The sequence below is a fragment of the Spirillospora sp. NPDC052269 genome, from assembly GCF_040679435.1.
Taxonomy (GTDB): Bacteria; Actinomycetota; Actinomycetes; order Streptosporangiales; family Streptosporangiaceae; genus Spirillospora.
This window is the reverse complement of the sequence record NZ_JBFAUU010000004.1, coordinates 163,116-179,383: the sequence shown is the minus strand read 5'-3', so window position 1 is coordinate 179,383 and position 16,268 is coordinate 163,116. Positions and strand designations below refer to the sequence as shown.

At 69.8% G+C, this 16,268-nt stretch carries 17 protein-coding genes; 7 read left to right on the top strand and 10 right to left on the bottom strand.

All coding sequences use genetic code 11. The features are described 5' to 3' along the window. Positions 1-32: 32 nt before the first annotated feature. Complete coding sequence (locus AB0L06_RS09815; protein ID WP_500230552.1) at positions 33-245, bottom strand: hypothetical protein; 213 nt, start codon at positions 243-245, stop codon at positions 33-35. A 6-nt stretch (positions 246-251) separates the two neighbouring features. Between AB0L06_RS09815 and AB0L06_RS09810 the strand changes: the two genes are divergently transcribed. Genes AB0L06_RS09810 through AB0L06_RS09800 form a run of 3 tightly spaced genes read left to right on the top strand, consistent with a single transcriptional unit; the run spans position 252 to position 1,300 of the window. Beyond that, complete coding sequence (locus AB0L06_RS09810; RefSeq protein WP_500230551.1) at positions 252-893, top strand: DUF5753 domain-containing protein; 642 nt, start codon at positions 252-254, stop codon at positions 891-893. Beyond that, a complete protein-coding gene (locus AB0L06_RS09805) occupies positions 890-1,084 on the top strand; it encodes a DUF397 domain-containing protein (RefSeq protein ID WP_500230550.1) in 195 nt (64 codons plus the stop codon). Before AB0L06_RS09810 ends, AB0L06_RS09805 begins: the two co-directional genes overlap by 4 nt. A 24-nt stretch (positions 1,085-1,108) precedes the next feature. Then, positions 1,109-1,300, top strand: a complete 192-nt coding sequence (locus tag AB0L06_RS09800; protein WP_500230549.1) for a DUF397 domain-containing protein — start codon at positions 1,109-1,111, stop codon at positions 1,298-1,300. A 78-nt stretch (positions 1,301-1,378) separates the two neighbouring features. Here the strand turns inward: AB0L06_RS09800 and AB0L06_RS09795 are convergent, their stop codons facing one another. The 5 genes from AB0L06_RS09795 to fxlM all read right to left on the bottom strand — a co-directional run bounded on the left by AB0L06_RS09795 (position 1,379) and on the right by fxlM (position 7,531). Next, entirely contained in the window at positions 1,379-2,140 is a 762-nt protein-coding gene (locus tag AB0L06_RS09795) for a thiopeptide-type bacteriocin biosynthesis protein (RefSeq protein ID WP_500230548.1), read from the bottom strand. A gap of 22 nt (positions 2,141-2,162) precedes the next feature. Further along, on the bottom strand, positions 2,163-3,236 hold the full coding sequence (locus tag AB0L06_RS09790) for a lanthionine synthetase C family protein (protein ID WP_500230547.1): 1,074 nt from the start codon (positions 3,234-3,236) through the stop codon (positions 2,163-2,165). After that, positions 3,233-6,022: a lantibiotic dehydratase gene (locus AB0L06_RS09785; RefSeq protein ID WP_500230546.1), complete on the bottom strand. Its 2,790-nt coding sequence runs from the start codon at positions 6,020-6,022 to the stop codon at positions 3,233-3,235. Before AB0L06_RS09785 ends, AB0L06_RS09790 begins: the two co-directional genes overlap by 4 nt. A gap of 109 nt (positions 6,023-6,131) precedes the next feature. Next, the gene (locus AB0L06_RS09780) at positions 6,132-6,275 is read right to left on the bottom strand and encodes an FxLD family lanthipeptide (protein WP_500230545.1); all 144 of its coding nucleotides are present in this window, start codon (positions 6,273-6,275) and stop codon (positions 6,132-6,134) included. Further along, positions 6,275-7,531: a methyltransferase, FxLD system gene (gene fxlM, locus AB0L06_RS09775; protein ID WP_500230544.1), complete on the bottom strand. Its 1,257-nt coding sequence runs from the start codon at positions 7,529-7,531 to the stop codon at positions 6,275-6,277. The genes AB0L06_RS09780 and fxlM overlap by 1 nt, the downstream gene beginning before the upstream one ends. 289 nt (positions 7,532-7,820) lie before the next feature. Between fxlM and AB0L06_RS09770 the strand changes: the two genes are divergently transcribed. Beyond that, on the top strand, positions 7,821-9,158 hold the full coding sequence (locus AB0L06_RS09770) for an NsdA family TPR-like regulatory protein (RefSeq protein WP_500230543.1): 1,338 nt from the start codon (positions 7,821-7,823) through the stop codon (positions 9,156-9,158). A gap of 211 nt (positions 9,159-9,369) precedes the next feature. Here AB0L06_RS09770 and AB0L06_RS09765 read toward each other — a convergent pair whose 3' ends face one another. The 3 genes from AB0L06_RS09765 to AB0L06_RS09755 form a co-directional block, all read right to left on the bottom strand. Then, positions 9,370-10,554, bottom strand: coding sequence for a hypothetical protein (locus AB0L06_RS09765; RefSeq protein ID WP_500230542.1), 1,185 nt, complete (start codon positions 10,552-10,554; stop codon positions 9,370-9,372). Between the two features lie 318 nt (positions 10,555-10,872). Then, the gene (locus AB0L06_RS09760; protein WP_500230541.1) at positions 10,873-11,676 is read right to left on the bottom strand and encodes a VOC family protein; all 804 of its coding nucleotides are present in this window, start codon (positions 11,674-11,676) and stop codon (positions 10,873-10,875) included. 192 nt (positions 11,677-11,868) lie between these two features. Continuing rightward, positions 11,869-12,576, bottom strand: coding sequence for an MBL fold metallo-hydrolase (locus AB0L06_RS09755; protein WP_500230540.1), 708 nt, complete (start codon positions 12,574-12,576; stop codon positions 11,869-11,871). Between the two features lie 98 nt (positions 12,577-12,674). On the opposite strand from AB0L06_RS09755, the gene AB0L06_RS09750 reads away from it, so the two are divergent. Both AB0L06_RS09750 and AB0L06_RS09745 read left to right on the top strand, forming a co-directional pair. Then, a complete protein-coding gene (locus AB0L06_RS09750; RefSeq protein WP_500230539.1) occupies positions 12,675-13,205 on the top strand; it encodes a TetR/AcrR family transcriptional regulator in 531 nt (176 codons plus the stop codon). Positions 13,206-13,439: 234 nt separating this feature from the next. Further along, positions 13,440-14,315 (top strand): metallophosphoesterase family protein, encoded by an 876-nt coding sequence (locus tag AB0L06_RS09745; RefSeq protein ID WP_500230538.1) that lies wholly within the window; start codon positions 13,440-13,442, stop codon positions 14,313-14,315. A 13-nt stretch (positions 14,316-14,328) separates the two neighbouring features. Here the strand turns inward: AB0L06_RS09745 and AB0L06_RS09740 are convergent, their stop codons facing one another. Beyond that, positions 14,329-14,904 (bottom strand): TetR/AcrR family transcriptional regulator, encoded by a 576-nt coding sequence (locus AB0L06_RS09740; RefSeq protein ID WP_500230537.1) that lies wholly within the window; start codon positions 14,902-14,904, stop codon positions 14,329-14,331. 97 nt (positions 14,905-15,001) lie between these two features. Here AB0L06_RS09740 and AB0L06_RS09735 point away from each other — a divergent pair, with 97 nt between their 5' ends. Continuing rightward, on the top strand, positions 15,002-16,210 hold the full coding sequence (locus AB0L06_RS09735) for an MFS transporter (RefSeq protein WP_500230536.1): 1,209 nt from the start codon (positions 15,002-15,004) through the stop codon (positions 16,208-16,210). Positions 16,211-16,268: the final 58 nt, after the last annotated feature.

The following is a 16,268-nucleotide window of genomic DNA, read 5'->3' as shown; positions in this document are numbered from 1 at the left end:
ACGAAAGAGATCTTGAAATGCCCTCAACAAGATCATTCGGCAAGGCTGGAAAGCGTGCCCAAGCGCTGGAAAATGGACGTCCCCCACTTGACGCGGCACGGTCGATATGGGACCTCGTCGCGGTCGAACTGCGAAGGCAGATCTACGTCCAGAGCACCTCGCAGGCCCGAGTCGCCGAACTTCTCGGTTGCTCGCGCAGTCACGTCACGCGCCTGGTCGGCGGCACGCGTCACCTGAACCCTCATCACGCGATGATCCTGGACGACACGTGGCGACTCGAAAGGCTCTTCACCCACCTCATCGCCCACGCCCTCGCCCGCCCCGACGACGACTGGCTCACCTCCCTCGCCGCCTACGAAGCGTCCGCCTCCCGCCTCCGCACCTGGGATCTCGGCATCATTCCGGGCCTGTGGCAAACGCCGGACTATGCGCGCGCGACTTTCGAACGTGCTCACGCGGCCGGGCTACTGGATGACGTTGACCGGGCCCTGGAGCGACGGCTGGAGCGGCAGGCGGCTGTGTGGGAAAAGGGTGATATGCCGCGCGTATCCGCACTGCTCTCGTGGGTCGTTCTCTCCTCGCCGGTCGGAGGGACGCGGGTCATGCGCGATCAACTCGCACATCTCCTGGCACTGGCGGAACGTCCCGGTGCCAGTGTGCGGGTTGTAGGACGTCACGTTGGTTGGCACATTGGTCATGACGGTTCCTTCCAACTCCTCACGGTTGGGTCCGATGTCGCATTTGCCGAAGCTCCCGGCATGGTCGGGCACTTGGTGCTGGACCCTGACCGTGTGGAGCGGTACGCGCAGAAGATGGAGGAGATCAACGACCTGGCCTGGCCCGCGGCAGAGACCTATACGGCGATCGAGAAAGCGATGGACGACTACCGGTGATCATTGAATGGCGTAAGGCGAGTCGTAGCACTTCAGAGGGTGGGGCATGCGTGGAGCTCGCCCGGCTGTCCCCCACAACCGTCGGCATCCGTGACAGCAGGGACGTGGCAGGTCCACGCCTCACTCTGAGTCCGTCCGTGGCCCGCCGACTCGCGGGAGCTATCCGCGCGATAGAGGACAACGCGTTCTGAATCCTGGCAGCTTGGAGGGTCTGCATGACTCCGATGTGGCGCAAGGCGAGCCGTAGCAGCACCGAAGGCGGGGCGTGCGTAGAGGTCGCACGCCTCTCCGCCGACACTGTGGGCATCCGCGACAGCAGGGACGCGACGGTCCCGCCTCACCCTGCCCCCGCTGCCGTCCGTCGCCTCGTGGACGCGGTTCGTGTGAGTGAGGACGACACTCTCTGACAAGGGTGGATACGCGCCACCAGCGACTCCTGTTCGGAGCGCGGCCGGATTGGTCATACTCCACGCGTTCTGCGGGCGTCAGTCGATGCCGCCGAAGACGGCGTCCGCGGCTGCACGGGCCAGGTCGGCCTGACCGTACGCCCTGATTCCCATCCGGTTCCAATGGAAGATCACATGCTGAGCGGCTACGGCGCGGATCCCCCGCGTGAGTTGTCCGCTCTCGCGGAGGGCGCGTAGGTGCCGTCCTGCCTGGCCGAATGCCATGCTCCAGGTGGTGATGTCGTCGGTGCGCGGGGTGCCGAGGAGGAGTTCGCGAACGTTGCTGGTGAAGTTCGCCCAGGTTGTGGCGGCGGGCGCTTCCCGGCGCAGGGGCGCGCGCTGGTCGGCGACTCGGGCCCACACGTCACCCTGCTCGCCGAACTCCAGGCCCGCTTCGCGCATGAGGGCGGTGCAGAGGATGAGGGACATCTCTCGGCGGCCGGTCGCGCTGCCGCCGAGGTAGCCGAGAAGGTGATGGCTGTCGGCATGGAACAGCCGGTGCGCGATGTTCATGCTGGCTGTGCCGCCGAAGGCGTGGATCTCTGGCTCGTAGATGTCGCCGGTGCCCTCGACACCCTGGGTGAGGAGGCGGTGAACGGACTGGCCGGTGATGTCGGGGCCCGCAGGGAGGTAGCGGACTCGCCAATGTCCTTTGCGGATGAAGAACCAGGCGCTGATCAGGCCGCCCGCTTCGGCGTCTGGCAGTACACGGCTCAAATGGGTGACGGCCTGGTGCTCGCGTTCGTGTGCGTTGCTACTGGGAAAGGCGAGGTTCACCTGCCGCCAGTTGGTCTCGATCACGGTCGGCCCTTCCAGGAGACGGTCAGCAGAGCAAGAGGGAGGCGTCCCAGGACGTTGTGATGCCTGCGGTCACCAGCTCGACTCCGGCGGTTCCGTCAAGGAGGCCGTTCGGCTCGTCGAGAGCGGCAGCAGCGTGTTGGTGCCGCAGCAGCAGGGGCGTGAGGGAGATCGGGACGGGGGCGTCGGCCGCGATCCGGCGCCCGGTCGCCAGAAGGCCGGCGGTTCCGTGGCAGAGTCCCCTCCCCGTGAGCCGGCCGACCTGATCCGCGTCGCCAGCGCACGCGGTGAACGCGGCCTCGGCCGCGCTTTGGCGGACAGGATCCTCCAGAGCGCGGGCGGCGAGCTGCTGGGCACGGGCAACGCCGGGCGTGCCGTAGCACCAGGATGCGCGCGGTGGGCCCGGCGGCCAGGCGTCGTGCTGGTCGAGCTGGCCAAGCGTGAGGATCTCCGGCCACCACCGGCCGTGCTCGTCTCGACGTTCCCACTGGTCCAGCCAGCTACAGATGCGGGTGATCGCCGAACACTGCCCTGCGACCTCGATTCCGTCGATCAGCGTGAGCGCCAGCAGAGCGAGCGGGCCGGTGATGCCGTGTGCCAACCCGTGGTTGCTGTGCCCGCCGGCCGGGCCGGGCCGGTCGCGGTTAGGGCCGGTCGGGCACCACCAGCCGGGCAGGCCGTCGAGGGGTTCGGTCAGCCGGACCAGGTAGGTCAGGACCTCGCGGAGCAGACTGTGATCGCCGATGCAGCGGAGGGCCACGCCGAGTCCCGTGAGCCCGCGGATCAGGTCGAATTCGCTGTAGGGAGGTCGTTGGTGTCGGTCGATGCGTCGGTGAGCGGCCTCGAGGCGATTGCGCGTCACGGTCGCGGTGCCCTCAGCGGCGATGGCCTTGGCCGGGGCGAGGCCGGGAAGGTCGGCGGAGGCGAGGACGAACGCCAGGGCGGGAGCGCCGTAGTAGAGGCTGGCGCCGCCCGCGGTGCTGACACCGTCGGCGACCGCGGCTTTCAACGCCGTGAACGCCGCGTCCCGGCAGCCGTTCTCGAGGTGAAGCAGAGCAACGCCGACGGCTCCCTCGGCGAGATTCTGGGCGGCGTTCATGAGATTCGGCGGATGAGGGCGCTGTGGGCGACCGCGCGGGCGAGGCGCAGGCAGTGCAGTTCGGATGCCCTGTCGACGCCGATCGCGCGGGCGTGGTGGAGGTGCAGAAGGTCTGCGAGGACCTGGTCGGGGTCCAGACCGTCTCTGTCGATGGCGGCTCGGTAGGTCTTCAGGGCTGCGGTGAGAGGAGGCGGCGGGCCGAAGGCGCGAATGAGGGAGAGCTGAGTGGGGTCCAGGCGCGGGCCGCTGCGATGCGGCACATGTTCGACGAGCCAGGCGGTGCCGTTCCCGGTGAACCCCTCGGCGAGAGCGGCCATTCCGGCGGCCGTGGCCGCGTTCCGGTCGCTGGCCAGGTGTTGGAGGACGGCGCAGGAGTCAGCCGCGAACACCGCTTCGGCCGCCACCAGGGTCGGCCCCTGCCCATGTCGGGCCTCGGGCCGGTAGGTGGCCAGGACGTAGTCGGTGAGGAGGCCCTCCTCGTACAGGCGCTTCGCCCACTGGGCGAGCTCCCGGGCGACGGCGGCGAACTGGCAGGGGGTCGCGAGCGGTATCCGCATCCGTACGTGCGGGGCCGGGGTGGGAAAGCGTAGGAACCACCAGCCCGTCGGGAACTCGGGACGCTCGACGAGAAGGGGCAGGTGTCTGAGGACGTCGTCGCACCTTCCGAACAGCCTGGTGTCCACCCAGCGTGATCGGCCCGGTCGATGCTGGAGCGTGGTGACCGGCCGTGCGGGACGCGGCGCGGAGCGGCGACGCGGCGGCCGGGCGATGAGCGTCAGCAGGAGCTCAGCGGGCCTGCCGTCGATCCACCCGGCCGGGCCGGGGGCCTCGGTGAGGACGACCTGCGGGTGCTGGTCGAGTTGGGCGCGTAGCAGCGCGAGGTGTGCGGGCTCGTCCAGGTCCAGGCGGACTCGCACATCGTCGTCGCCGAGCAGGACATGACGCGGAAGCCGCCGGCCCTCGCGGCGCCGTTCCCATGCGCCATGCCAGAACTGCCATGGAGCGGCGCGGTCGGGCAGGTCGGTCTGCTGGATTCGCCAGCGAGCCGGATGCAGGATGCTGCGGCCCCGTCGGATCCTCGGCAGAAACGCGAGCTTCTGAGCGTGGCCCCAGTCGAACCGGGCGCATGGCGCAGTCCAGGCCGTCCAGATCTCAGTGAGGAAACGGACGATCGGCTGCTGGAGAGACGGAAGCAGCACGCTGTTCAACAGCAGAGGCTCGACCGGCCGGCCCGTGGTGCGGGATGCCAGCCACAACCGCTTGCCGTCGCCGGCCACCGCCAGGTCCTCCAGTGTGCATGCCGGGACGGGATGGAAGTCGCCGGCAGGCAGCACAGGAAGCATTTCGGGGGCGCGAGCGACTGCGGCGAGCCGCGGCTCGAGCGGCGGCGCGGAAAGCTGCACGGCATCAGCACCTGGCAGAGCGGTCGGCAGGCTGGTGTAGACGCTGCGGAACCGTTCCTGTTCAGCGGGGGTGAGGAGGTGGAGGAACCGGGCGGCAGCGACTCCGGCATGCCGGGAACCGCTCAACACCGTGAGCGTGAACGAGCCTTGATCCAGGCTGCGGAGTGTGGGCGCGGCCAGAGCGAATCGCAGCTCCGTGTGAGGGATCGGGGGACGGTCGTCATCGCCGCGCAGCGCCGCGATCAGGTCATCGTGGAGGACGATTTCGGCGCAGCTTTCCAGAGCCGAACGCTGAGCCAGGTCGGCCAACAGCGCGTCGCGGGCGGTGAACACGGGGCGTTCCCGATGGGGTGAGCCCCGGTACCCGGCGGGGAATCCCAGGACGTTCAGGACCTCGCGGAGTGGCACAGCCGCGCCCGGCCCCCACCGCTCGATGAACGCGTCCTGGTAGGCGGCCCAACCCGAGAAGTGCGGTGCCACGGCCACGAGCGTGTCGGCGGCCCGGCACGCCTCATCGATGACGACTGGGGGCAACTGAACCGAGCAGTCGACGCGCCGATCAACCGTGACATGGCCACCAGGCGCGGGCAGAGCGTCTGCGGCGAGGTGACGTGCCAAATGCGGGACAGGGGCGGTCACGGTCATGGACGGCCGAACCTCTGACAGCAGCGCCCGAGCACGCACCAACGCCCGGCACAACCGCTCGGCCTCTTCCTTGCCGTTCGCAAGGCCGGGAGCGACCTTGGAGGCCAGCTCATCGAACGCGATGGGGGAGCGAGCGGTCTCCAACGCCAGCCGCACCGGTTCCGTCAGGCCGATTTCGGTGTCCCACCTGCGACCATCCTCGGACCGGGCGCAGGGGAGCACCCATGCCCCGCCACACCGATACCCCAACGCGTTGGTCACCACCCGCGCCGTCCGCAGCGTCGGAAGGTCATCCTCGGCCGCAGTCACGCACTCGGCGATGGAACGCTCGTCGGGAAGGGGCACGTCGACATGCCGCTCGCTCCAGTGCACCGCCGCATGGGTTCCCAAGGTGGCTGGGGCGACTCCGGCGAACTGGCCGAACGGCGTCCCACGGGTTGTCCACCTCAGCACGTACCGGACGGTGGCCTCGATCAAGCGGCGCAGTCGGCGGGTGTGGAGCGCCTTTCCGGCCAGTGCACGGGTGATCTGGGCTGCGAACTGGGGTGTTGCGCAGGTGACGGCGTCCGCGAACCCCGGCAGCGCCCACGCCTCACGCAGCCAGGCCAGCCAAGCATCTGGCCGGTCGCGGGTCAGGTCCGGCCATGGCGGGACGCAGAGGTCGACGGGGTAGGCGGCGGCCCTGATCAGAGCCGCCTCCGTCGCGTCGAACGTCGCAGAGGCTGGTAGGTCGCGCATCTGAGTTCACCGTTCCCGGGTCGCAAAAGGGCAGACCATGTCAGGGGGAGGGCCCGGCCTTCAGCAGGCCGGGCCCCAGGCGAACGATGGGTGCTGACTGCTGATCAGGTCAGCTTCCGCCGCCCGTGCAGGCGCTCGAGCCGGTGTTGCCCGATCCGCAGCCGTCGTCGGTGCTGGTGGCGTGACCGCTCGCGGCGGGCCCCGCGTCGACCAGACGCACGTCCAGCTGGTAGTCGTGCTCGGTGGTTTCCATCAGGAGATTCCCTTCTCCTCGGAAATGGGGGTGAAGGTCAGGACAAGGCGACTGTGCCGCTTGTCCAGGACCGTCCCGGCCGGCAGGTCACCGTCGGGAGTCTGTGCCGGAAGGACGTGCAGGGCCGGGGGCGGGCAGCCCGCGTCCACCCATGCGCGCATGTGATCGACCATCCGGTTTGTCGCGGCCGCGGCCTCCGGGCCATGGGCGATCGCGCCCAGGTCGAACCGCTGGTCGGACCAGAGCAGTTCCGACCGGTAGCAGAACGCGCCCGGCTCCAGGGTGGCCGGCGTGCCGAACCGCCATGCCGGGGCGACGGCGCCGGACTCAACCGCGGCCTCCTGCGCGGTCAGGATCACGAACTCGTCCGCCTCGTCGACCAGTCGTCGGCTCGCCAGCCACAGATCCAGGTCCGCCAGGACAGTGCGGGGCGGCAGGCTGAGCCCCGCCCATGCCTGCTGACGGGGCTGGAACAGCAACTCGGTGACCACCGCCAGGTCGACCTGCTGGTCCTCGTCCAGCCGAAGGTGGACACCGTCCGTGATGTCGAGGTAACGCACCTCGTGGGCACCGGCACCCTGGACGGACACGAACCCGCACTGGCGGTGGCTGTGACTGACCAGCTCGCGGCCCGCCCGCCGCAGCGCCCACGAGCGGGTCAGCCCGAAGGTGCGCAGGGGCACGACGAGCACGCCGTCGTCGGTGAGCTGCTCCCGCCACGCAAAGGCGATGTCCCAGGCCCCGACGGTGACGATGATCAGGTCGTAGCGGCGGCCCGGCTCGACCAGATGCTCGGCGTCCGCGCACACCACCTTGACATCGTGGTAGCCCGCCGCGGCCAGGCACGCCGAGGCCCGGTCGGTGACCTCCGGGTCGATGTCGACAGTGGTGACCGATCCGGCCGGGCCGACGAGTTCGGCCAGCAGCGAGGCGTTGTAGCCGCCGGACCCGATCTCCAGCACATGCCGGTCCTTCAGGCCGTCGAGCGCGTCCACCGCCTGACTGAGCATCTCGGCGATCAGGAACGGCGCCGAGACCGAGCTGAGGCTCTCATCGCCGCGCCGCTTCGTCACGATCGCGGTGTTCTCGTACGCCTCCGCGATCGGGGTGTTCGGCGCGTACAGCTCCCGCGGGACGGTCCGCAGCGCAGCCTCCACCGAAGGGGGAAGCGTGAACCCCTTCCCCTCCTGGTCAGCGATCAGCCGGTCGACCATGCGCTCACGGAGGTTCGCGCTCTCCAAGGTGTCGACGGTCATGATGCGTCCTCCCGGAATCGTGGCCTGCCGCGGCCTGAGCGGTGCTGGTGTACCGCTCGGCCATGCTGCCCGAACGAGCCGCCGGCCCTCGTGTGAACAGTCGCTCGACTGGGTTGTTTTCTTCTAAGCCGCACGTCAGCGCGACGTGAAGCCCTGCTGTGTGTGGCTCCTGCGGTGGGGTTCGTCCCAACGAAGTGGCCTTGGCAGTAGTGAAGTCCCTTCCACGGCCCCGCTGAAGGGTTCAGGCTGAAGCAAAGGCTGAAAGTGCTGAAAGTTCAGGGAGCCGCTGATGGCAGGCAGCAGCAAGCGCCCACCGAACACCGCCTTGGCCGCGCTCCTCCAGCAGGCGCGATGGAGCAATCGGCAACTCGCGCACGCGGTGAACCGCCTGGGCAGCGAGGTGGGACTGAAGCTGCACTACGACGACACCGCTGTCTGCCACTGGCGGACGGGGACGCTTCCGCGCGCCTCTGTCCGGCCGCTGGTGTGCGAGGCGCTCGCGCGACGCCTGGGGCGTCCGGTCACCCTGTCGTCCGCCGGCCTGGGCCCCACCGAGACCGAGCCTGCTTCCGCCGTGGATATCGTGACAAGACTGGTGGATCTTGGGGGTGCGGACATGGACCCGACTAGGCGATCAGTCCTGGGCCTCGGGCTCTACTCGGCGGCCATGGCCATCCCCGGCTGGCCGGAGGTGTCCAGCCGGTTCGACCGGCTACGCCGCGACCCCCACACCCGCATCGGCCAGGCAGAGGTCGACGCCGTCCGCGCGATGACCGACCACCTGTCCACGCTCGACGACGAGTACGGCGGGAAAACGGTACGGCCCCTGGCGGCAGCGTATTTGGTCAACACCATCGCGCCCTACCTGCGTGCGCATGCCCGCGAGGACATCCGGGGACAGATGCTGTCGGCCGCCGCCGATCACTGCTATCTGACCGGGTACATGGCCATGGATGAGGGCGTCGAAGGAGTCGCTCAGCGCTACTACTACCAGGCACTGGAGCTGGCCGGATGTGCCGGCGACCACCTCACGTACTGCACCACTCTGCGCGGGCTGTCGGTCCAGGCCGTGGACCTGCGCCACAGCAAGCTCGCTCTCGACCTGGCCGACGCGGCAGCGGCGGCGTCGCCCGAGGCCGGTCCGCGGATGCGCGCCTTCCTGGCCGGACAACAAGCGCACGCCGCCGCACAAACCGGCGACCGCACCCGAGCCCTGGCCGATCTCGGGCGGGCCGAAACCGCTCTCGAGCATGCCGAGTCGCAGTCCAAGGCCCTCGGCTCCTACGACCCCGCGGCGATGAGCTACCACGTCTCTCAGGTGTCGTTCGAGCTTGGTGACGTGAGTGAATCCATTGCCGCCTTGGAGCGGTCTCTGCGGATCAGGCCCCCCGAGTACAAGCGGGTACGCGTCCGCAACTACGGGATCCTGGCCGAGCGGAAACTCGCGGTCGGGCGGCTCGAGGAAGCCTGCCAGGACTGGGGGCGGATGTTGGACGACTACCCGGCCGTCCAGTCGGGCTGGTGCGACAAGCACTACCGGACCATGCTGGCCGTCCTGCGGCGCCATCAGCGGAACCCGCACGCACGGGATCTCTATGAGAGGGCCATGACGTCCGCTCGGCGGTGAAGAGAACGCCGCGCGAGAGAGTGAAGCGGGGACGGCCCGGCGACTTCGCCAGGCCGTCCGCGACCTCAAGGACGTGGCGGGCCCGCGCCCGGCCTGACTTCGTCTGCCGTCCGCCGCCTCGTGGATGTGGTCCGCGTGATCGAGGACGACACGTTCTGACCAGGACGGGCAGCCGCGGCCTGTTCTTGGGCTCAGAGGATCGGGAAGGGCGTCAGGGGGTGTAGACGGCCATGACGCTGCCGCAGGTTTCGGTGTGGTCCTTTGCGGGCGCGGTGAGCGGGAAGTCGGTTTCGTCGGCAGAGGTGCTGGTGGGGGCGGTGATCGGGGTGGCGGCCAGCATCTGCTGCGGCGCGTCCGGCCGGTTCGGGCCCCAGGAGATGCAGATGACCTGGACATTGGGGGCGTCGAGCCCTGCCAGCGAGGACATCGGGCGGGTGACGCGCACCTTCGTGAACGGACGGCCCGCCTGGACGACGCGCTCCTGCGCGTCGATCCGCGTGGCCCGCAGTGTTTCGGACGGCAGTCTCGGCGCGAGCACCTGGACCGTGCCGTGCACGGCGACCTTCACCTTTCGGGCGCGGTCGGCTTCGGGGCCGGAGAAGGCGAGGATGTCGAAGCCCAGCGACTTCGGCGGGACGACCAGCCGTCCGCGATCGCTGCCGAAAGCCGTCCTCACCCGGACACTTGGAAGGTCGTCGCCGTTCTCGTCCTGCGCGGTGAACGCCAGGGCGGGCGCGACGGGATTGCCGTTCCGGTTGCCGATGTTCAGCACCTGGTCGACGTAGCCGCCGCCGGATCGCGCCTGGTACCGGAACTCCAGGAAACCGGACTTCTGGACGCCGTCACCGTGGCTCGTGTGTCCCCAGGGGAGGTACACCTTCCCCGTCACGGCCGCGAAGAAGACGAGTGCGACGCCCGCGATCGCCGCGTAGGCGGACACGCGTGTGAGGACGGACGGGGCCGGGCGTTCGAGCAGTCCAGGCCGGGGCGCGGCGCGGAATCTCTCGGCCTCGGCGATGAACTCCTCGGGCGGGACGCCCAGCCAGCGGACGGCGGGCGCGATGGGGCCGCCGTACCGGTCGAGGTTTCGGCGGGCGAGGGCGCGCTGACGGAGGTCGTTGACCTGGTCCGGCTCGGCGAGCTGAACGACCAGGCGGGGTGTCGAGCCGACCGTCCGCACGCTCACCTCGGACACGTTCGACCAGGGAAGGAACATGTCGTGCGCATGCCAGGTGATCCCGGCGGCCGACAGCGTGAACCCGCGCCGCTTCCGGTACGCCATGGCCAGGCTCGCCCCGTCCCCCAGGAACATCCCCACGGCCCAGAGCGCGGGGAAGGGCCGGTGTGCGAGGGCGTCCGCGACCAGCCAGGCGACGGTGACCGCACTCCCTGCCACGACGCCCAGCCAAGGCCAGGGGGAACGGTGTGAGATGCGTCGTTCCGCCACGTTTGCGGCAGCCATCTCGTCGGCAGCGGCCGTCTCGCTCATGCGTGCTCCAGGAGGCCGCGTTCTGAAGAGGACGGCTGATCCTACGAACGTTGATGATCACGCGTCAGCCCGCATTACTGGCCGCATGCGGTCACCGGGATGGTGAAGTATCGCGGACGACGTGCCCGTGCGTCCGGACGGGTCATGTACCCGGATCGGACGGTGATGGGAGCGCGCGGCGAACGGGCTGGCCGCGGTGCTCAGCCAGCCCTGTCCGCGAGCGTGCTATGCCGTCGGGAACTCGCCGGTGGCGGCGGCGGGGTCGATGATGCCGAAGGACTCGCCCTGCGGGGCGGCGACCACGGCCATGCGGCCGACGGGTGAGTCCGTCGGCGGCATGAGGATCGTGCCGCCCAGTTCGTTCACCCGCGTGGCCCCGGTGTTGATGTCGTCGAACTGGAACCAGGTCAGCCAGTAGGTGGGCATCGGGTCGCCGGGCATCAGGGTGTCGTCGTTCATGCCGCCCACGGACTCACTGGCGCCGGGCGGGGTGAACGTCGCGTACCTCATGGTCGTGCCGTCGCCGATGTTCTCGTAGGTGTAGCCGAAGAGCGCGGCGTAGAACTTCTTGGCGGTCTCGAGCTGGCGGGTGTGCAGTTCGTTCCAGCAGTAGGCGCCGTGCTCGTTGTACACGGCGGCGCCGTTGTGTGTGCGGGCCTGCCAGAAGGCGAACACCCCGCCGGTGGAGTCCGCGACTACGGACATCCGTCCGTAGTCGAGCACGTCGAACGGGGACACCATCACCTGTCCGCCGGTCGCGTCCACCTTGCCGGTCATCGCATCGGCGTCATCGGCGGCGAAGTAGGTCGTCCACGTCGAGAGCATTCCGGCGTCCGGCTTGGGGCCGATCCCCGCGACGGCCTGGCCGTTCTTCAGCCCCATGAGGTAGCCGCCGGCCTCCTCGCCGCCGCCCTGGATCTCCCAGCCGAACAGGGCGGAGTAGAACTCGCCCGCCTTGACCGGGTCGTCCACTTGGCAGTCCACCCAGCAGGGCGTTCCCTGCGGCCAGGGATCGGTACGCACAGGCATCGGTGTCTCCGTTCATATTCGGTTGCCCTGGTCGTATGGCCCACCCGTGCCCGCGCGGTCGCAAGCTCCCGCGTCGGAGGTGACGCCGCCATACTGTGATCGAATAATTACTAAGAGTAACGCGATGGGGTGTGCCTGGCTCATCTGGGAGGTCCGCCGGGCCCTGTCCGCGGCGGCGGGGGTGATGCCGGGTCAGGCGTTTCGGACGGCTTCGGCGAGGGCGGCGGGGGAGTCGTTCCAGGGGGCGCCGTGGCCGGGGAGGACCCAGGACCCGGAGAGCTCGGCGATGCGGTCGAGGGAGGCGAGGGCCTCGGCCGGGTCGTCGGTGAACGGGGCGGGCTGCGGGCCCTTGCGGCCGGTGAGGACGTGCCGGGTGGTCAGGGCGTCGCCGACGAAGACGGCGTCGGCCACCGGGACGCGGATCGTGATGCTTCCCAGGGAGTGGCCCGGCGTGCTCACGATCTCCGGGGCCCCGGGGAGGTCCAGGACGTCGCCGTCGTTGACCGCGGTGACCTCGCCGACGTAGCGGGGGCGCAGGCCGTTCTTGCTGATGGCGTAGCTGAAGAACCCGATGGTCGGGGCGAGGCGCATGGGCCGGAAGGAGGCCTCGCTCTTCTCGCCCTTGGTGGCGCGGACGGCGTCGGCGGTGTGCACGAACACCGGGACCCCGTGCTCGGTGCGCAGCCGCTCGGCGAAGCCGATGTGGTCGGTGTCGCCGTGCGTCAGGACGACCCCGCGGATGTCGTCGACGGACTTGCCGAGGGCGTGCAGCTCTTTCTGCAGGTCCCGCCAGTGGCCGGGCAGGCCCGCGTCGATGAGCGTGATGCCGTCCGGCGTGTCGATGAGGTGGCACGCCACGATGTCGTTGCCGAGCCGGTGCAGGTGGGGTGCGAGCTTCATGGGACGCCTTCCGGGGGATCTGGGCGAGGGCCAACGATGGCTAAGATAATTAGCTATGATGGCTAATGTCAATAGCCATGCTGATGGGAGGACGGTCGATGCCGACCCCTGAGAAGACCTCGTTCGCCGAGATCGTCGCCGCGGGACGCGATCTGCTGGAGAAGGGCGGCCCCCAGGGGCTGACGATGCAGAGCGTCGCCGAACGGGTGGGGGTGCGGGCCCCGTCGCTGTACAAACGCGTCGGCAACCGCGCGGCGCTGCTGGCGGCCGTCGCCGAGGCCACCATCGACGACCTGGCCGCTCGCCTGGAGTCCACCGACCGGTCGCTCGAGGGCCTGGCGCGCGGCTACCGGCGGTTCGCCCATGAGTGGCCCGCGGGGTTCCGGCTGATGCTCTCCGTCGACTCGCCGCCGGAGATCCTCGGCCGCGCCGCCGCCCCGATCCTGGACGCCTCGAGAGCGTTCGTCGACGAGTCCGACGTCCTCAACGCCGCCCGCCTGATCGTCGCATGGGCCAACGGCTTCATCGGGATGGAACTCCTCGGCGCCTTCCACCTGGGCGGCGATGTCGACGAAGCCTTCGAGTACGGCCTGGCCGGCATCCGCCGGGCGCTGACGAAGGACTCCTAGGGACGGCCCGGCCGTGCGTCCGTCCGGTTTCGGACGGACGTCGGCCGGTGTGCCTTGAGGGTTGACGGGTGATTCGGCCCGTTCTGATACTGGGGGTGGCTCGGCTGGTCGACAGGACGGCGGAGCGCTGGGTCGTGGGCAACCGGTCATGACGGACCGGCGGCTGACATCTCATCGTTGCGTCGCGCTCGGCCTGCTGGGACACGAACATGTCCTCAAGTAAGGGAGTGAGCGATGCGTATCGCTTTCGTCGGTGACGTCCATGGCCATGCGCTGCATGCGCTGGGCGCGCTGGTGATGCTGCAGGAACGGCGCGGGATTCGGCTGGACGCCGTCATTCAGGTCGGAGACATGGGCGCCTACCCGTCCGCCGAACGCTTCGACGAACCGAGCCGCCGGTTCCATGCGGAGAATCCGGCGCAGGGCGACTTCTTCCGGATCCTGGATCCGTCACCAGAGGTGGCGGCAGGGGTTCGCACTGCCCTTGGGCAGCTGCCCCGGATTCTGTTCCTGAGCGGCAACCATGAAGACCATGAATGGCTCGCGCGCCTTCACGAGGAGGGACGCGCCGACATCGTTCCGGTGGATCCTTGCGGGGCGTTCCACCACGTCGTCTGCGGGCACGTCGACGCAATCGCCGGGGAACGGGTCGCGTTCCTCGGAATGATCGAGGCGCCGGGAAAGATGGATTTCGACGAGAGTGCCTATGCGCGCCTACTCGCCGCCGAGCCCGGCAGTGTCAACGTGCTCGTCACCCACGATGGGCCCTATGGACTGTCCCGCAACAGGCTGGGGAACGTCCAGGGGTCGCCGAAGCTGACCAGGCTCATCGAACACCTTCAGCCGCGCCTTCACGTCGGCGGTCATTACCACCACGAGAACGGCCCCCGGCGCTATGGACGCACGGTGTCGTACACGCTTGCCCAGCTCGTAGCGCCCAAGCGAGACCGATGGCAAACCAACCCTGAGCAGCGGGTCACACCCGGCAGTATCGGCGTCCTCGACACCGACACCTATTCCTTCGAATACCTCCACGACGAATGGCTCGCCGAAATCCACGGCGACGACCTCGACCTGAGCGAACTCGCCGGGACGCCCGGACCTCGATAGGCCACGCCGGACGCTATGACCGGTCGGGCCCGGTTTCTGCGGGGAGGGCTCGGACGGTCTGGGCGATGTCCTCGCGGAGTTGGTCGAGGGTGTGGTCGGGGCCGAGGATCATGCGGCGGAGCTGCGGCATGGCGAGGGTCCAGCCGACCAGGCCGAGGGTGAGGAACAGGCGGGTGCGGGGGTCGTCCTCGTCGCCTGCGGTGCGGGCGGCCCGGACCTTGTCCTGGTAGTGGCGGGTGCGGGCCTCCTCGCCGGGGACGGGCTGGTCGTCGCCCAGTTCGAGGGCCTCCCACATGAGCAGGCGCAGGGCCTCGGGGTGGGCGCGGTGGTGGTCGAACAGGCGCTCGGCGTAGGCCGGCAGGTCGTCGTCGCCGGGCGGGACGGCCTCGGCGAGGTCGGCCATCAGGCGTTCGAGGACGGCGGCGAACAGGTCGTTCTTGTCGCCGAAGTAGTCGTAGATCGCCCGCTTGTTGGCCTTGGCCTGGGCGGCGATGCGGTCCACCCGGGCCCCGGCGACGCCGTGGGTGGCGAACTCGGAGGCCGCCGCGGAGAGGATCCGCTCTTTGGTCGCTGTGGAGTCGTAGGCCATGTCCCGATGGTAACGAACCAGTTCGTTTGACGGGCCGGGCGCCGGTCTGCCACGCTCTGCTCGTCCGAACCATCTAGTTCGTTCGGTTGGAGGGATCATGTCCGGAACGGGGCGGCGACTGCCGCTGGTGATGGCGCTGGCCTGCGGGGTCAGCGTCGCGAACGTCTACTTTCCGCAGGCCCTGACGCCGCTCGTCGCGGACGGGCTCGGCATCGGGCCGGGCGCCGCGGCGAGCGTCGCGACGGTGACCCAGCTGGGCTACGCCGCCGGGATCTTCCTGCTGGTCCCGCTCGGCGACCGGCTTCCGCGCCGTCCGCTGATCACCGTCCTGCTGGCGGTGACGGGCTGCGCGCTGCTGGCCGCCGGGCTCGCGCCGTCCGCCGGGCTGCTGGCCGCCGCCGGGGCCGTGGTCGGCGTCGCGACGGTCGTCCCGCAACTGCTGCTGCCCATGGCGGCGGGCCTGGTCGCGCCGGACAAGCGCGGCTCGGTGATCGGCACCCTGCAAGGCGGCCTGATCGGCGGGATCCTGCTGGCCCGCACGTTCGGCGGCGTGCTGGGCGAGCACCTCGGCTGGCGCGCCCCCTACCTGGTCGCCGCCGCCCTCACCGCGCTGCTCGCCGTCGTCCTCGGCCTGGCCCTGCCGAACGCCGCTCCGGCCGTCCGCGACCGGTATCCGAACCTGCTCGCCGACACCGTCCGGATGCTGCGTACCGAGCCCGGCCTCCGCCGATCCGCGTTCTACCAGGCCACCCTCTTCGGCGCGTTCAGCGCGGCCTGGACCGCGCTCGCCCTCCTGCTCACCGGCCCCCGCTACCACCTGGACGCCCAGGCCGTCGGCCTCCTGGCCCTGATCGGCGCGGCCAGCATGTTCTTCGCCCCGGCCGCCGGACGCCGCGTCGACCGCCTCGGCCCGGACCGCGTGAACGCGTGGTGCGTCGGAGCCGTCCTCGCCTCCGCGGCCGTCCTCGCCGGGGGAGCCGCGGGCGGCCCGGCCGGACTGGTCGCCCTCGCCCTGGGACTCCTGCTCCTCGACGTCGCGGTGCAGTGCAGCCAGGTCGCCAACCAGGCCCGCATCTTCGCGCTGCGCCCCGAGGCCCGCAGCCGCCTCAACACCGCCTACATGACCTGCTCGTTCCTGGGTGGAAGCGCCGGATCCTGGCTCGGCGTCCGCGCCTACTCAGTCCTGAGCTGGCCCGGCGTGTGCGGACTCATCGCCCTCGCCGCGTCCCTCGCCTTCACCGCGCGCCTGGCCGACCGCCGCCACCCCGAGCCGTCCCCGCGACCGGCAACGGCCTCACCTCGATGAACGCCCACCGAAGCGCCGCACGCGCCCCACCCGCCGCCTCCCCGGAACCCGACGAAAC

Coding starts and splice junctions, on each gene's coding strand:
- AB0L06_RS09815 (WP_500230552.1), bottom strand. CDS start 245: ATGAGGGTTCAGGTGACGCGTGCCGCCGACCAGGCGCGTGACGTGACT.
- AB0L06_RS09810 (WP_500230551.1), top strand. CDS start 252: ATGATCCTGGACGACACGTGGCGACTCGAAAGGCTCTTCACCCACCTC.
- AB0L06_RS09800 (WP_500230549.1), top strand. CDS start 1,109: ATGACTCCGATGTGGCGCAAGGCGAGCCGTAGCAGCACCGAAGGCGGG.
- AB0L06_RS09790 (WP_500230547.1), bottom strand. CDS start 3,236: ATGAACGCCGCCCAGAATCTCGCCGAGGGAGCCGTCGGCGTTGCTCTG.
- AB0L06_RS09785 (WP_500230546.1), bottom strand. CDS start 6,022: ATGCGCGACCTACCAGCCTCTGCGACGTTCGACGCGACGGAGGCGGCT.
- AB0L06_RS09780 (WP_500230545.1), bottom strand. CDS start 6,275: ATGGAAACCACCGAGCACGACTACCAGCTGGACGTGCGTCTGGTCGAC.
- fxlM (WP_500230544.1), bottom strand. CDS start 7,531: ATGACCGTCGACACCTTGGAGAGCGCGAACCTCCGTGAGCGCATGGTC.
- AB0L06_RS09770 (WP_500230543.1), top strand. CDS start 7,821: ATGGCAGGCAGCAGCAAGCGCCCACCGAACACCGCCTTGGCCGCGCTC.
- AB0L06_RS09760 (WP_500230541.1), bottom strand. CDS start 11,676: ATGCCTGTGCGTACCGATCCCTGGCCGCAGGGAACGCCCTGCTGGGTG.
- AB0L06_RS09755 (WP_500230540.1), bottom strand. CDS start 12,576: ATGAAGCTCGCACCCCACCTGCACCGGCTCGGCAACGACATCGTGGCG.
- AB0L06_RS09750 (WP_500230539.1), top strand. CDS start 12,675: ATGCCGACCCCTGAGAAGACCTCGTTCGCCGAGATCGTCGCCGCGGGA.
- AB0L06_RS09745 (WP_500230538.1), top strand. CDS start 13,440: ATGCGTATCGCTTTCGTCGGTGACGTCCATGGCCATGCGCTGCATGCG.
- AB0L06_RS09740 (WP_500230537.1), bottom strand. CDS start 14,904: ATGGCCTACGACTCCACAGCGACCAAAGAGCGGATCCTCTCCGCGGCG.
- AB0L06_RS09735 (WP_500230536.1), top strand. CDS start 15,002: ATGTCCGGAACGGGGCGGCGACTGCCGCTGGTGATGGCGCTGGCCTGC.